At 58.0% G+C, this 15,435-nt stretch carries 13 protein-coding genes and 1 tRNA gene; 4 read left to right on the forward strand and 10 right to left on the reverse strand.

Annotated features, from left to right (window positions below):
* Positions 1-1,134 precede the first annotated feature (1,134 nt).
* Together ROO76_21090 and ROO76_21095 are read right to left on the reverse strand one after the other, a co-directional pair.
* Positions 1,135-1,779: an O-methyltransferase gene (locus tag ROO76_21090; GenBank protein ID MDT8070665.1), complete on the reverse strand. Its 645-nt coding sequence runs from the start codon at positions 1,777-1,779 to the stop codon at positions 1,135-1,137.
* 152 nt (positions 1,780-1,931) lie between these two features.
* The gene (locus tag ROO76_21095) at positions 1,932-2,669 is read right to left on the reverse strand and encodes a metal-dependent hydrolase (protein MDT8070666.1); all 738 of its coding nucleotides are present in this window, start codon (positions 2,667-2,669) and stop codon (positions 1,932-1,934) included.
* Between the two features lie 234 nt (positions 2,670-2,903).
* Here ROO76_21095 and ROO76_21100 point away from each other — a divergent pair, with 234 nt between their 5' ends.
* The 3 genes from ROO76_21100 to ROO76_21110 all read left to right on the forward strand — a co-directional run bounded on the left by ROO76_21100 (position 2,904) and on the right by ROO76_21110 (position 6,584).
* Positions 2,904-4,679: a GAF domain-containing protein gene (locus tag ROO76_21100; GenBank protein MDT8070667.1), complete on the forward strand. Its 1,776-nt coding sequence runs from the start codon at positions 2,904-2,906 to the stop codon at positions 4,677-4,679.
* On the forward strand, positions 4,676-5,959 hold the full coding sequence (gene lysA, locus ROO76_21105) for a diaminopimelate decarboxylase (GenBank protein MDT8070668.1): 1,284 nt from the start codon (positions 4,676-4,678) through the stop codon (positions 5,957-5,959). The genes ROO76_21100 and lysA overlap by 4 nt, the downstream gene beginning before the upstream one ends.
* 415 nt (positions 5,960-6,374) lie before the next feature.
* Positions 6,375-6,584, forward strand: a complete 210-nt coding sequence (locus tag ROO76_21110) for a hypothetical protein (GenBank protein MDT8070669.1) — start codon at positions 6,375-6,377, stop codon at positions 6,582-6,584.
* A gap of 714 nt (positions 6,585-7,298) precedes the next feature.
* On the opposite strand, the gene ROO76_21115 is transcribed toward ROO76_21110, so the two are convergent.
* The 8 genes from ROO76_21115 to ROO76_21150 form a co-directional block, all read right to left on the reverse strand.
* Positions 7,299-7,952, reverse strand: a complete 654-nt coding sequence (locus tag ROO76_21115) for a response regulator transcription factor (protein MDT8070670.1) — start codon at positions 7,950-7,952, stop codon at positions 7,299-7,301.
* A gap of 112 nt (positions 7,953-8,064) precedes the next feature.
* Entirely contained in the window at positions 8,065-9,747 is a 1,683-nt protein-coding gene (locus tag ROO76_21120) for an amidohydrolase (GenBank protein ID MDT8070671.1), read from the reverse strand.
* Between the two features lie 73 nt (positions 9,748-9,820).
* Positions 9,821-10,675: an NAD(+)/NADH kinase gene (locus tag ROO76_21125; protein ID MDT8070672.1), complete on the reverse strand. Its 855-nt coding sequence runs from the start codon at positions 10,673-10,675 to the stop codon at positions 9,821-9,823.
* Positions 10,672-11,481 (reverse strand): TlyA family RNA methyltransferase, encoded by an 810-nt coding sequence (locus ROO76_21130; protein ID MDT8070673.1) that lies wholly within the window; start codon positions 11,479-11,481, stop codon positions 10,672-10,674. Before ROO76_21130 ends, ROO76_21125 begins: the two co-directional genes overlap by 4 nt.
* Positions 11,482-11,703: 222 nt before the next feature.
* Positions 11,704-11,780: transfer RNA gene (locus ROO76_21135), tRNA-Arg, on the reverse strand.
* A gap of 142 nt (positions 11,781-11,922) precedes the next feature.
* Positions 11,923-12,714 (reverse strand): ATP-binding cassette domain-containing protein, encoded by a 792-nt coding sequence (locus ROO76_21140; protein MDT8070674.1) that lies wholly within the window; start codon positions 12,712-12,714, stop codon positions 11,923-11,925.
* Positions 12,715-12,867: 153 nt separating this feature from the next.
* Positions 12,868-13,506 (reverse strand): molybdenum cofactor guanylyltransferase, encoded by a 639-nt coding sequence (locus tag ROO76_21145; GenBank protein ID MDT8070675.1) that lies wholly within the window; start codon positions 13,504-13,506, stop codon positions 12,868-12,870.
* 81 nt (positions 13,507-13,587) lie between these two features.
* Entirely contained in the window at positions 13,588-13,971 is a 384-nt protein-coding gene (locus ROO76_21150; GenBank protein ID MDT8070676.1) for a hypothetical protein, read from the reverse strand.
* Between the two features lie 369 nt (positions 13,972-14,340).
* On the opposite strand from ROO76_21150, the gene ROO76_21155 reads away from it, so the two are divergent.
* Complete coding sequence (locus ROO76_21155; GenBank protein MDT8070677.1) at positions 14,341-15,423, forward strand: BON domain-containing protein; 1,083 nt, start codon at positions 14,341-14,343, stop codon at positions 15,421-15,423.
* Positions 15,424-15,435: the final 12 nt, after the last annotated feature.

Consider the following 15,435-nt stretch of genomic DNA (forward strand, 5'->3'; position numbering starts at 1 on the left):
AAATAGAAATCCCGGGGTTTTGTTGTCCCTTTCACCTCAGCCAGCGGCTCGCGTATGACCCTTGTCAGACCTGCGTTCCGGGTGTTTTGCTTGCGCAAATCGCTCGGCGCGATCTATCGACTCGGGCTCCGGGCTTACCACCAACCGGGCAAACTGAACCACGCCCCGGGATCCCAATTTTGCCTTCGACGTCTCTTGTTCTCCTCGACCAGCAGCTCGCTTATAGACCCTCGCTGCCCCTCCTCGCCTCACGTCTGTGGTGTCGCCGTCAGATGCTCGAGCATTTCGCCTTGCGGCTTGTGCTGAGCGCCGGGCTTAGAGACTGCCGTCTCCTGCCCAATGGCGGTTGCCGTCGCTACCGTCAGTTTCGCGGGAACTTCATTTTCGTGTCCGATACAACCGTCGCTGCATCGTTCACAAAAACCGTCATTCCCGTGACCTGTTGAACTTTCGTCCCTCAGGTTGTGCCAGGCGCCGTCGCCCCTGGCTTGTGTCGGCCTAAGTCATCGCGTGCCCGCGCTAACCTATTTTGTGGCCGACCACTGGCGGCTTCCACCTCGGTGTGGGCTGGGTGAGCTCGCTTGAGCCCCGGACTCACCAACCAACCGGGAAAACTTCAGAAACTGTCAAAGAACGAGTGTGTTTCTACGCTTCTATAAAAATTTGTCAATGATTTCGTGCGAAAGAATAAGTGCCGTGTTTTCAATCGAGTGCAGCTCGTCCACAAGGGGGTGCTTCAAGAATGGTGCAGAGGTCTGTGACGGGGGATCACACGGAAAGCCGCATGGATAGGCTTTTTGCGGGTTCGAGGGTGATTTGAAGCCGCATGAATGTTGATCGAAGCGAATATTGAAATGTGTAAATTTGGGGAGAAACCGTGCTGGGAGCGGGAATCGAGGAGGTGCAAGGTTCAAGGTACAAGGTGCAAGGTACAAGGCGCAAGAAAACACCGAACCGCTGATCAAGCGGAGTCACTTTTACAGTTCCAGCGCGAGGAAGCCGGGCAAAGGCACTCCGCTATTCCACGGTAAGTTTAGAAAGCTTTATCGTAGTTGCATTCGCCCGATGATACAGGTGACTCCGCGAAGTCCATGGCGTCGTTCTTGCACCTTGTACCTTGTGCCTTGCACCTCATCAGATTTTCATCGCCACCGCCACTCCATCCCGCAGCGGCAACAGGGTCGTGAAGAACTCCTTCGACTCGTATAACGCCTGATTGAATTCCTTGATTGCCTTAGTCGTTTCCATGTCGGCTTCTTTCGAACCTTCCGCGGCGATCACGCGGCCGTGCCAGAGGGTGTTGTCGGCGACGAAGAGGCCGCCTTTGCGGACGCGCCGGGAGGCCAGACGCAGGGCACGCGGGTAGTCATCCTTGTCGATGTCGCAGAAGATGATGTCGAACTGGCCTTTCTCTTCGGAAAGGAGTTCGAGGGCGTCGCCAGTGCGGATGTCGATGCGATCGGCGACGCCGGCGCGCTGGAAGTATCCGCGAGCCTCGTCGGCGTTCTTGCGGTCGCCATCGGTGTAGATGACGCGTCCGCCTTCGCCGACCGCGCGCGCCCACCAGATGGTCGAATAACCGACGGCGGATCCCATCTCGAAAACGGACTCGGCCTGGGTCATCTGCACGAGCTGGTAGAAAAGGCGGCCCACGGCAGGACCGACGATCGGGATATTGCGCTGGCGCGCCTGCTCCTCGATCTCGGTGAGGACTTCGTCGCGCGCGGGAAGCAGGCTGTGGATGTACTCGTCGATGCCGTCGATAAAGATTTCGCCCAAGGGAAGCTCCTTGTTAAGAGAGAAAAGCAGATTCCTCGCCGACTAAAGTCGCCTCGGAATGACAAAAACAAATCAGAAAACGAACAACTCGCAATGGCACGGCTAAAGCCGTACCCCTTCAAATCATTTCACAACAGCCGAGCCCTTATGAATCATTTCACGATCGCCGGTTCGAGTATCTTCAGTTCCCTGCTGTCGCCGGGTTTCATCTCCCAGACTTCGATGCCGAGGTCGCGCGAGACTTTTTCCAACTGCTTGGGGCGGCCGGTTAGTGGCGGGAAGGTGCCAAAGTGCATGGGGATGACGACCTTCGGGTGCAGCAGGTGGCATGCGTAGGCGGCTTCGACGGGGCCCATGGTGAAGAGGTCGCCGATGGGTAGCATGGCGTAATCGGGCGCATAGAGTTCGCGGATGATGGCCATGTCGCCAAACACATTGGTGTCGCCGGCGTGGTAGAGCGTGGGGCCGTGGGGAAACTTGATCACGTAGCCGGCGGGCTCGCCGCCATAAATGATCGAGCCATCGTCGTCCTGTATGCCGCAGGAGTGATCGGCGTGAACCATGGTTATTTTGATTCCCTCAAACTCCTGGCTGCCACCCTTGTTCATTGGGCTGATGTTCTGGGCGCCGTGCTTGCCGAGCCACTGGCAAAGCTCGAAGATGCCGATGACCTTCGGTTGATGTTCGCGAATGAGCGGGACGGCGTCGCCAATATGGTCGAAATGCCCATGGGTGCAGATCATCAGATCGAGCTTCTTGAACTTCTTTTGGGAGTCCGGGCAAGCGGGATTTCCGCTGACCCATGGGTCGATCAGGATGATTCGTCCGGCGTATTCAATCTTGAAAGTGGAATGTCCCAGCCAGGTGATTGTCGGGCGTGTTGTCGTCATAAGGTCCTCACGAATGCTAGATGCGCGAGACATGGAGAATTGTAGTTTCACTGACTTGGCTCCGCAATCGGCGGTGGAAAAGCGCTGCGACGGCGGATGATAAAATCAGGGTTGGACCTCACTCATTAGCTGTTCTTTTTAGGGTGACCCGAGCCGAGGCGGCCGGGGCTACTGAGGCAAAATCGTTTCCCGGGCGAGGTGGCCGGGGACTACCAGGACAGGCATCATTTGGGGATGAGTACGACGGCACAATCTACATCACCGGCACGTACGGATTCGCTGCTACTGGAGGTGGCCGACGTCGTCAACGCGACGCTCGACCTCGACACCCTTCTGCGCCGCGTGTCGGAACTTATCCGCCGCGTTATGAATTACGAGATCTTCGCCATCCTGCTGCTGAATGAGAAAACGCAGGAGATGAAGATTCGGTTCCAGGTGGGCCATCCGCCGGAGCTGGCGGAACGGATGCGCGTGAAGGTTGGCGAGGGAGTGACCGGGCTGGCGGCGGCGAAGCGTGAAGCGGTACTGGTGAACGATGTTCGCGAGATGCCGAACTTCATTGAAGGCGCCAAAGGCGTGCGCTCCGAGCTGGCGATCCCGCTGATCATAAAGAACCGTGTTATCGGCGTCATCGATATCGAAGCATCAGTCCCGAACTACTTCACGGAAGAACACCGCGACCTCCTGGCGCTGGTCGGATCACGAATTGCCATCGGGATCGAGAACGCGCGGCTTTACACGCGGGTTTCGAAGCAGGCCAAAACGCTGATCCTGCTGAACGAGATCAGCCGTGAAGTTACGTCGATACTCGATCTCGATCAATTGCTGAAGCGCATCGGCGAACTGCTCACCCGTCTCATCGATTACCAGATGTTCAGCATCCTGCTCGTCGACGACAGCGGAAAGAAACTGCAGCACCGCTTCTCATTGCGCTTCAACGAAAGCATCCACCTGAAGCACGATATTGCACTCGGAAACGGACTCGTAGGCGCAGCGGCCAGACTCGGACAGCCGGTGCTGGTTCCGGACGTGAGCAGGGATCCACGGTATATCGCCGTGAACCCGGAGACGCGCTCAGAGCTGTGCGTTCCGCTCATCTATAAAGAGAAGGTCATCGGCGTTCTCGACCTCGAACACACGCGGCGAGCGTACTTCACGGAAGACCACATGCGTACGATGGTGACGCTGGCGGCGCAGATTGCCATCGCCATTGAAAATGCCCGGCTTTATGAGCAGATCAAGCGTCAGGAGAAGCGGCTCGAACAGGACCTGTTGCTGGCGCGCGAGTTGCAATATCGGCTGCTGCCGCATACGACGCCCACGTTAGGCACTGCGGAAGTAGCGGCAAAATTCACTCCTGCTCGTACCATCGGCGGCGATATGTACGATTTTCTGAGCTACGCCGGGAACCAGACCGCCATCGCGATCGGCGACGTCAGCGGGAAGGGCGCTCCGGCGGCGATCTACGCTGCGCTGGTCAGCGGGATTCTGCGGTCGCACGCTGCGGAAGAACCGGGCGCCGCGCAGATGCTCGAGGCGATCAATCTCTCTCTCGCGGAGCGTCCGATCGAAGCGCAGTATGTTTCGATCATTTACGCCGTGTGGGACGATACGGAACGCGTGCTGCAAATCGCCAACAGCGGACTTCCCCGCCCGATCTATTGCCACCAGGGAAAGGTCGAGCGTATCGAAGCCACAGGTTTGCCGCTGGGTTTGTTCCCGAGCGCGGAGTACGATGAGTTCACATTCCGCTCGGCGCCGGGCGACGTTTTCGTGTTCTTCAGCGACGGCATTCTCGACGCGCGCAATGCTCACGGAAATACGTTCGGGCGCGAACGCGCGGAAGAAATCGTCGCGCGTAATTGCTACAAGTCGGCCGACGAAATCGTCTCGCTGATCTTTCACGCGGTGACTGACTTCGTGGGCGATACGGAACAGTTCGACGATCAAAGCGTGGTGGCTCTCAAAGTACGAAATCCTAATGCGAAGCCATCGCCGAAAAGAAAGTGACCCGACCACCTAAAATCACCGCTCGACCGCCAGCTTTCCTGTACCGCAACCGTGACCTCCATTGCGAATCCGTACCGATGTCGCGCCTCGCTGCGCAACACGGGACTCCCCTCTACGTATATTCCGCGACGACGATTCGCGAACGATTCGAGACATTCGACGCCGCCTTCGGTAGGTATCCGCACACTGTCTGCTATTCGGTGAAGGCTAATTCGAACCTGACAATCTTGAAGATGCTGGCGAAGATGGGCGCTGGGTTCGACGTCGTTTCCGGCGGAGAACTGGAGCGCGTCCTGCGGGCGGACAAGACAGCAGCGAAGCGAGTAGTCTTCTCCGGCGTCGGGAAGACCGCAGCAGAAATGGACATGGCGCTGCGGGCGGGAATACTGCTCTTTAACCTCGAGAGCGAAGCAGAGTTGCACGTATTGGCTGAGCGGGCGGCGCGTTTGCAGAAGACTGCGCGGATTGCATTTCGCGTGAATCCCCATGTCCATGCTACGACGCACCCGTACATCACTACCGGGCTGCGGGAACACAAGTTCGGCGTCAACATCGACGACGCTCCGCGGTTCTATGCTGAAGCCGCGCAGATGGACTGGTTGGAGCCCGTCGGGGTCAGCGTGCACATTGGATCGCAGATCACGGATGTCGAACCCTTCCGCGAAACCATGGAACGCATTACCAGGCTTGCACACCAGTTAATGCGTTTCGGGCTGAATATTTCGCTGGTGGATGCCGGCGGCGGACTTGGAATCAACTATGAGGGCGGAACTTCAGGCGATTTTGCCAAGGCCGCTCGCGCTTATGCGAAGGCACTTCTCAGTTCGCTGCGCAAAGAACAGTTCCATCTCCTGCTCGAACCCGGACGGTCGATCGCCGCGCCTGCCGGGGCGCTGCTTACGCGCGTTCTGTACGTAAAAGAGAACTCGGGCAAGCAGTTCCTCATTGTTGACGCCGGTATGAACGACCTGATCCGGCCATCGCTCTACAACGCGTATCACGAAATTGTTCCCGTCGAGTTCGAGCGCGGCGAATCGATTACGGCTGACGTGGTTGGACCAGTATGTGAGACCGGCGATTTCTTTGCGCGCGGCCGCACACTGCCGCCCCTCAAGGCCGGCGACCTCGTCGCCATCCTCGACACCGGCGCCTACGGAATGTCGATCACATCCAACTACAACTCGCGCCCAAGGCCCGCGGAAGTGCTGGTGGAAGGATCAAAGTCGCGGGTGATTCTACGGCGGGAGACATTCGAGGACCTGATAAGGACGGAGTCGTAGAACTCGGAGATGATCCGAGGGAATCCACGAACCGGCGTCTATATCCCCCGATAAGAAATTATCGGCCTACCGCTGGTGAGAGAGTCTCTGGCATTTCCGTATCTGGTGGACAATTACGTTTACGAAGGCACTGATTTCGCTGTGGTGCAATTGCACCCGTTTGAATTCCTGGGCATTCTGCCGGGAGCGGGTCCAACATCCTTTGCGTCGTGTGCCATTGAAAACCGAAACGGACGCGTAGTGGCTCTCATTTTTCAGCAAGATCACTGGATTCCGGCCGAATTGAAGGGTTCGCACAGTCCTAACTTCAAATCACTTTTCTGAATCAAGATTTTGTGCACCCTTTTGGTCATTACCCTAAGCAATTCCCTGTATAGCTTTGTGACTGCGAATCGACCTATGCTTTGGCTGTCCAATGCAGTCGTCGCGCTACGAGTCCGGTGGAAACGTTTCGATTTGCGTCTGGTGCGAGAGCAAGTTCTCGTCGGCGAATAGCCGGGCGCGCGAAAACAATATCTTCTGCTCGAAAAAATGCGAGATCGAAGCCAGGTTCTGGCTCCTCGATCGGCTGAAAGAACAGCCTGCACCGGATGCTCCTGACGCAGGGGACAGCGCGGGAATTTAGCAACCCGAGTCACCACAGAGACACACAGAGGGACAGGTCTCGAAACCTTATCGTTCAGGTCTGTAGCTACTCTGAGAGCGGAAAATCGCCCACCCGGTGGGAAAGAGGACCCAGAGGTCAAGAATCAGCCTCGCTCAAGTCTGCTTCGAGTGGACGCTGAATCCCGTCGGCAAAAAAAAAGGACCGAGTGGTTTTCACTCAGCCCCGTTAAGCTTTATGGCTCTTATTTACGTTTCCGCTGCACCAGTTGAAGCTTTGGCTCTTCGGAAAATGTGTTTATGTTTACAGCGCGCTCAGCCTCGGAAGGCTGAAAACACATGCAGTCCGGTCCACATGCATGCTCGCTCGGCGGGGGGAGTTCAACTTCAAAGACGACCCAGCGAATCACGAATGACTACCTCCGGCAAAACAACTCAAATACTACTTGGGGATGCTGTTGTATTTGGAAGCACGTCGGGGGCCATTTAGCAGTGCATGACATAACAACCACATACAGGAGAACATCTACTCTCAATTGTGCAGTTTTGGACCAAACAGCGGAAGTTTTTCGCAGAGTGAACACCTCAGAAACTCCACTAAATTCCCATTACGGGAAATTAAAGCAAGAACATTGAGGCGCTCCTCGCCCATCGCGTTTTCACGATTGGCCTGATCGGAAATCCAACGCAGATCTCTCCCTGCGGCCACCGCTCCGTTTGCGATGAAAAGCCTGGGTCAATTACTGAAGCGCGGATCGTAAGTCGACGGGCCCTGCCCGTACCAGAGAACAAGAAGATCGGAGCGTCGCTGGACTTTGAACTTGCTTAAAAGATTGGAGACATGAAATTTTACGGTTCGCTCCGAGATGTTCAGTTCGTTCGCAATCTCTTTGTTGGTCAGGTTTTTGAGAAGCGCGCTGGCAATCTGCCGTTCACGCTGGCTCATGCGCACTTCCGGCAGATGTGCCGTGTCGTGTGTGCGAGAGGCTCCAACGAGGCTGTCGACGAATTTCGAAAGCATCCTGCGCCAAACCCACAGGCCACCGGACGAAATGGTCTCCAGCGCGCGCGGCAACTGCTGATCCATGCTTTCGTGTGTCACCAGGCCTTTTACTCCGAGGTTCAACAGTTCAAATGCCACCGACTCCTCAAACTGCTCTCCCAGGACCAGCACGTTGGCATCGGGTTCCTGCTGGAGTAGTTGGGCGACTCGTGTCGCTGGGCCTTCCGGACAACTGGAGGCGTCGAGGATGTAGATGGTGGCTTTGGGTAGCTGTACACTCTCCGAGTTCACGACGGAGAGCCGCTGTTCGTCGACATAGAGGGGCGCAGCGTTCAGGATGCGCTGCAACTGCGTGAGCACCATCGGATGAGCGGCGATGACACACACAGAAACCCGTCTTCTTCTCGGCGACTGGATCATTACCCTACTAGATTACCGGACCGGCTACGCTTCCACACCGTCCAAAAGTGTTAAGCAATTCCCTTTTGGAACAGATTTTTCACTGTTCCTTCATGGGATAAACCACCTTGCCCCCCACCATGGTCATTTGCACGGTTACGTCTTTGATGGCGTCGGGCTTAATAGCAAAGATATCATCACTCAGCATCACCATATCCGCAAGTTTTCCCGGCGTGATGGAGCCTTTTTCCTTGTCTTGGAATTCCGCGTAAGCCGAACCCATGGTATACGCCTCGACGGCCTCGCTCACTTTCAACTTCTGCTCGGGATACCATCCGTCCGGATTCTTGCCGTCGAGCGTTTCGCGCGTTACGGCGGCGTAGATGGTCAGCAGCGGGTTGAGCGGCGCAACCGGCCAATCGGTGCCGAAGGCGAGCCGGACTTTGTTGTCCAGGAAAGTGCGGAAGGCATACGTTGCCTTCGCGCGCTCCGCGCCAATTCTCTTCTCCGCCCAGCGGCCGTCATCAATCGCATGGTACGGCTGCACTGAAGCGATCACATCCAACTGGCGAAAGCGATCGAAATCCTTGGGGGCCATATGCTGCGCGTGCTCGATGCGGAAGCGCCGATCCTTCGGGCCGTTCTTGTTGACAACGTCCTGGTAAAGATCGAGCACGTCGGAGATCGCCTCATCGCCGATGGCGTGAATGCACGACTGCAAACCGGCGGCATCGAGCCCGATCAAACGGTCGCGCATCTTGGACAGCGGGATCATATCCTCCGCTAGCAGACCGCGATTCTTCGGATCATCTGCATAGGGCTTGAAGAAGTACGCGGTGCTCGAGCCGAGCGAGCCGTCCGCAAAACCTTTGAGTGCGCCCATCCGGAGATACGACGTTCCGAAGGCGTGCCGTATGCCGATCTTCGCCTGGTCCTGCCAGTTCGCAATCAGCGGCGCGACGTATATCCGCGTGGTCAACTCGTTCTTCTCGGCGAGTTCCGAGAAGACCGAGACATCCTCGTACGGCACAGCCATGTCCTGCACGCTGGTGAGGCCGAGGCGCGACGCGTGCGCCATGGCGCGACGAATGATCCTGGTGAGTTCGGCGCGAGTCGGCGGCGGAATCTTCGAGTACACCAGGTCCATCGCCGCATCTTTCAGGACGCCGGTGGGCTCGCCGTTCGCATCCCTTACGATCTCGCCACCCGGAGGCGCTTTCGTCGTTTTCGTAATATCCGCGATCTTTAGCGCCACGCTGTTAGCCAGCGCCATGTGCCCGTCATAGCGACTGACGAAGACGGGCGTGTTCGGCGTGACCGAATCGATGAGTTGCCTGGTCGGCAGCTTCGCCGGAGTCCACTTCTGGTCGTCCCAGTTGCCGCCGGTCATCCACTCCTTCGGGAAATGCTGGGCGCGCTCTGCGATTCTCTTCTTGAACTCTTGTTGCGACGTCGCATCGCGCAGATCGACGCTATCTAGTTGGTGACCGCCGTCGGAGAAATGAACGTGTGCGTCGTTGAAGCCTGGCAGCACGAGTTTGCCGCCCCCGTCGATGATTTTCGTGGCGGAGCCTCGCCAGCGATCAATCTCGGCGGCGGAGCCGACGGCGACAATGCGGTCGCCGATGATCGCCACGGCTTCGGCTCTCGGACGCTCCGGATCGACCGTCCAGATTTTTGCGTTGGTCAGGATGACGTCGGCGGCAGGCCGCTGTTGGGCCACGAGGCGGAAACCGAACGTGAGAAGAATTATGAGAGCGATGCGTTGAAGATTGCGAATCATGGGGCTCCTCGCAGTTGCGAAATGAGGTCGTTATCCGTGGCCCCATCTGCCGTAATCAGCAGACGTGGGTGTTTTACCGCTGCCCCCACTTCAACTTGTTACGTAGTACATCAAAGAAAGTGCGTCTCATACGGAAAAGCGAGACGGAGTGCGTCGATTTACGGCAATGAACATGATCGCCGCTGAGGACGGGAATGCCGACCTGGCCGTCGATGGTGAGAAAGGCCTGCTCGCCGTCGGTATTGATGACGAGTTGAACGTCCACGGTGTCTCGCACGACCAGCGGCCGATGCGTGAGCGCATGCGGACACACCGGGGTAATCACGAAAGCATCCACGCTCGGCATGAGCACAGGCCCGCCCGCTGCAAGCGAATACGCGGTGGAACCCGTTGGCGTCGAGGTGATCACTCCATCCGCCTTGTACTGAACGACAAAAGCGTCGTCGATGAACAGATCGAAAGCCACGAGCCGCGCGATTGCGCTCTTGTTCACCACAACGTCGTTCAGCGCGTAATACGTTTCCAGGCAGTTTCCGTCGCGCACCAGACGACATTCAAGTACCGAGCGCGATTCGACCGGGCAGCGGCAGGCGTCAATCTGCGCCAGCGTTTCATAAAGTTCGCTGAGCGGAACTTCGGTCAGGAATCCGAGCGAGCCGAGATTGACGCCGAGGATGGGTATGCCCTGCGGAGAAACGGCGCGCGCGGCGGAAAGCAGCGTCCCGTCACCACCGAGCACCAACGCGAAATCGGGTCTCAACTCGCCGATTTTGTCGCGAGGGACGACGCGATCGTGCGCGGCGTAGGTGGCGGTCTCCAGGTCAATGGTTACCTGGTAGTCGTGGTCGGCGAACCATCGCAGAACTTCGGGGACAATCTGGTGCAACTCCTGCTTCGACGGCTTGGAAATGATAGCGGCAGTTTTCATTCTTCGCTCGAGACCCCAAATACCGCGTGCAGAAGAAACTCCCTGTTCCCTTCCGTGCCGAGAATCGGCGAATCGATGACTTCAATTTCGGCGCCGCCCAACTGCTCGACGGCGGCACGAACTTTTGCGACGGCGTCCTGCTGCGCAACTTCGTCGCGAACAATACCGCCCTTGCCGACCCGCTCGCGCCCAACCTCGAACTGCGGCTTCACGAGCACGACCAGGTCTCGACGGTGGAGCGGCTTGACACTGGGTACCCCATCCTTTGCGCCCACTGTTGGCGCAAAGGGTGGGTCGGCTCCTGCCGCGCGCAGAACCGCCGGAAGGACGAGTGTAGCAGAGATAAAAGACACGTCCATGGCAATGATGTCGGCGTCTTCGGGGAGAGACTCTGGCTCCAGATAGCGGGCGTTGGTTCGCTCCAGCAGTCGAAGACGTGGATCATTGCGCAACCGCGCGTCGATCTGGCCGTAGCCGGTGTCAATGGCAATGACTCGCGCTGCACCGTGCTGTAACAAACAATCCGTGAAACCCCCGGTCGAGGTACCGATATCGAGTGCAGTCTTCCCTTCGCAGTCGATTCGCCAGTGCTCGAGTGCGCGCTCTAGTTTCAACCCGCCGCGACTGACGTACGGCATGTCGTCGCCGAGCAATCGGATCGCCGCTGACTCCTCCACCTGCGCTCCAGCCTTCGTGACCTTCTGCTCGTTGATGAGCACGCGCCCGGCAAGAATCATGGCCTGCGCACGCTCACGCGAGGAGGCGAGGCCGCGGTCGGTCAGGAGTTTGTCGAGGCGGAGTTTCATCGCAGTTATTGTAGAGGAGAGGGCGGGCGAGGCGATCGGATCGGAATGGGTAGTCGAGGATAGATTATGGTAGGGCCCGTTCTCATCAATCCATCTTGTCTGCAGCGATGGATGTTAGATGAAGTTGGTATCGTTTAGTTCTTCACCATGGCGCAGAATCATAGCATTGCGCTCTGTCTGTGGTTGATAAGGATGAATCGGAGTCAGGAAGAAGAATCGGTATGGCGGGCCCGGAGCGATTCGAACGCCCGACCCCTTCGTTCGTAGCGAAGTGCTCTATCCAGCTGAGCTACGGGCCCGTGCTTCGAGTATAACAACGACCTTTCGGAGCGGCAAGAGAGGGGTGTCCTGTCGAGGAAGAAATGCAGGTCCCTCGACTCCGCCGTGCAAAAAGCGCGCGGCTGCACTCCGAATGACGATTCGTTATTTGTGGCAGAGCGTTTACGCTCTCGGTCGCTCTTCCGGTGGTGGGATGTTTTCGATCATCTCGAAGGAATCGAGGTGCATGAATTCGCGGACGATGTCGACCTCGGAATTCTTCATCTCAGCGGGCGGGCCGTCGAAGACCTTTTTGCCTTCGTGGAGGAAGATGACGCGGTCGGCGACCTTCTGGGCGAGCGCCATGTCGTGGGTCACGACAATCGAGGTCAGCTTCAACTGATACTTTAGCTTTTTAATGAGATCGCCCAGCAGTTGCGCCATTAGCGGGTCGACCATGGTTGTCGGCTCGTCGTACAGGATGCACTCGGGTTGCGCAGCCAGCGCGCGCGCAATCGCCACCGAACGTTTCATTCCGGTCGAAAGATCCGAGGGAAGCTGGTCGCGATACTGCTTGACGCCGACCATCTCCAGCAGGCCATCGACGATCTGGTAGATCTGCTCTTCGGTCAGGTCTCCGCGCTCGCGCAGTGGGAATGCGACGTTCTCGCCGCAGGTGATCGAGTCGAAGAGTGCACCGTTCTGAAAGACCATCGTAACTTTCTTGCGGATGCGTTCGAGTTCGCGCTCGGGGTAGTCGGTGATGTCCTCGTGGGCGACCCAGACGCGGCCGGAATCCGGCTTGAGGAATCCCATGATGTGGTGGAGCGACACGGACTTGCCCACGCCCGAGCGCCCCAGGATAGCGACGGTCTCGCCCGGGTAGACGACGAAGCTGACGTCATCGAGCACGACCTTGTCGCCGAATGCCTTGCAGACGTGCTGGAAGTCGATATAGGGCTGGCGGTCAGTCATAAGGGGTGCCGGGTACCGGGGTTCAAGGTACAAGGTTCAAGGGGCAAGATGCAAGGAAGGTGCGAGGTACGGGGTAGGAGGTGCGAGGTACCAGGAAAGCTGAGCCGATTTTGCTCGCATCTCGAAGTTCGTAGATGGCACCTCGTACCTCATTCACTTCTCTGCCGCGAGTTTTTCGAACTCCTCCGGCGTATTCACGTTCGCGAACATCTCCGGGGAGAAGCCCGCTGCTCGCACCTCTTCTTCCGTTAGGATGCGCAGGGAGGCGCGATCGAAGCTGGCGTCGACTTTATTGTGGCCGTCCTTGAGGGCCCTTTCGGCGCGCTCGCGGAAGCCCCGGCGATAGACGCCGCAGAGGGGCTGCAGGCCACCGACGACGGATGCCACGGTGACTTGCGAACCCGCCTCTCGCGCCATCTTCAGAATCCAACCGAGTAGCGCCGCAGTGACTCCGGGGAGATCGACGGCGAGAATGATGTTCCACTCCGTGGTTGTCGTCGAGAGCGCAGCGTGAATGCCGCCGAGAGGGCCTCGGTCGCGAAAGACGTCTTCCACGATCTCACCCGCCCAGGCATATCCAGCATATTTCTCGCGCGAACCCACAATTCCGACCTGTCCGGCCACGGCTCCGGCGACCGCGAGAGCGTTCTCCAGCAGCGTTCGACCGGAGGGCAGACTCAGCGACGCTTTATCCTGCCCCATGCGCTCGCTCCTGCCGCCGGTAAGAATGAAGGCGGTGACATCGCTCTGAGCTTTGTGCCCAACATTTGCGGTTTCTATGTCGGCAGACATTTCGATCTCCAAGCGTACGACCAGTCCATCGTGAAAGGTATAAAGGTCATCACTGCCGGCAAGACGCCCGTGCCCGGAATCTCAGTTGATCTGGTTCGCCGTGCCCGGCTGCCACTGGATTTCCATGCCGACGATGCGGCCGGCGCGATCAAGGTCCAGTTTGGCGGGAGCCTTGAGCACGGCATCGCCGCTGAAGCCTGGCACGGCGATCAGGACCTTCGGCTCGATGTAGTCGGCCATGGCGTCACTCCGGATGAACTGCATGGCCAGATCGTTCCGGCAAGGCTTCGGAATCTCGAACGAAAGGTCGGCGAGTTCGCCAGTTTCGGAGACCGAGATCGCCGCCTCTACCGGCATGCGAGTCTTGATTTCCTCGGCCGAGACCTGCAGGTGCGGCTTGAACGAGACGTAGTAGAGGAAGCCGTCCTCGGGATCGAATTCAGAACGTTCAACTTTGAATGGCATATCAAGAAAAGAAGCCTAGTTCTACTAACTATTAACTATAAGAGCGGTTGTTTGTATCACAAAAGAGAGCACCGGGAAAGTAAATGAAAGGGAACGGAGAAGAGCGTAGATTGTGAATCGTGAATAGTCGATCGAATGGACTTTGGAGAACTAAGGTCGACCCACCAGTCACGATTCTCAATTGCCCCTGTGAGCCTGTTTTTGCACAACAAATTGGCCCTTCCAGGGTTCTAGAACCTTGGAGACTACTCGCAATTAGAAGTGCGGTTGGGCTATTCTGGCGCGGAGAATTTCCGAATCCAGGTGGTCCGGGTGCAGCAACTCTGCATCTAACGCAACAAGCGTACCGCGACAGAGGAGAGTTCCAGTATGAAGATGAAGGCAGCGCTGTACCCTGTCATGATCGCTGTGCTGGCGATGTTGATCGGCACAGCGTGCAACAAGACCGCAGCCACGCGGAGCGACGCACAGGTCGCCGGCGATGTGCAATCCAAGATATTCTCCGACCCGAACGTTCAAAGCCGGCAGATCAGCGTGCAGTCGGCCAACGGTATCGTCACGCTCTCCGGAACCGTGAATTCGGATGCGGAACGCGCCGCCGCGGCACAGGATGCTGCCGCCATCGACGGCGTCAAGACCGTCGTCAACAACCTGACGACGCAGGCTGCCCAGGCGCAGCCACCGGCCGAGCAGCAGCCGGAAGCAACCCAGGCGGCAACCGAAACCAAGCCCGAACGGCGCGCAGCCCCGCGCCGCCCGAGTCCGCGTCGCGAGCGAAGCTACTCGGACAACTCGCAGTCGGCAAGCAATTCCTCGAATATGAACTCGATGCCTGCGACGACCTCGGCCGGTAACGCCGCTGTAGCGGACAACACGCCGCCGCCACCACCGCAGCCGAAGAAGATCACGGTGCCATCGGGAACGCAGCTCTCGATTCGCCTGATCGATACACTCGACTCGGAGAAGAACCAGGTGGGAGACCAGTTCCGTGCGACATTGAATGCCCCCGTGGTGATTGACGACGAAGTCGTCATCCCGCAGGATGCCGATGTGCAGGGCCGTGTGGTGGACGTGAAGAGTGCGGGTCGCTATGCCGGCGCAGCCGATATGGTACTGGAACTCACGACGTTGAGTTTCAATGGCAAGACCTATAACCTGAGCACGAACCAGTGGTCTCGCCAGACCAAGGGTCGTGGCAAGAGCACAGCCGGAAAAGTCGGTGGGGGCGCCGTCCTCGGAGCCATCATCGGCGGGATCGCCGGTGGCGGTAAGGGCGCGGCGATCGGAACCATAGCCGGAGCCGGTGCGGGCGGCGGAGTAGCTACTATGGGCAAGGGCCAGCAGATTCACCTCGGGTCGGAAGCTCTGCTCAGCTTCGATCTCCAGAACCCGATCGTAGTCACGACGCAGCCAGGTGGAAACCAGATGAACCGGCGCTCGATGGATCAATAGTTTCCTTGCGTA

The organism is Terriglobia bacterium, assembly GCA_032252755.1.
In the GTDB taxonomy this organism is placed as follows: Bacteria; Acidobacteriota; Terriglobia; order Terriglobales; family Acidobacteriaceae; genus JAVUPY01.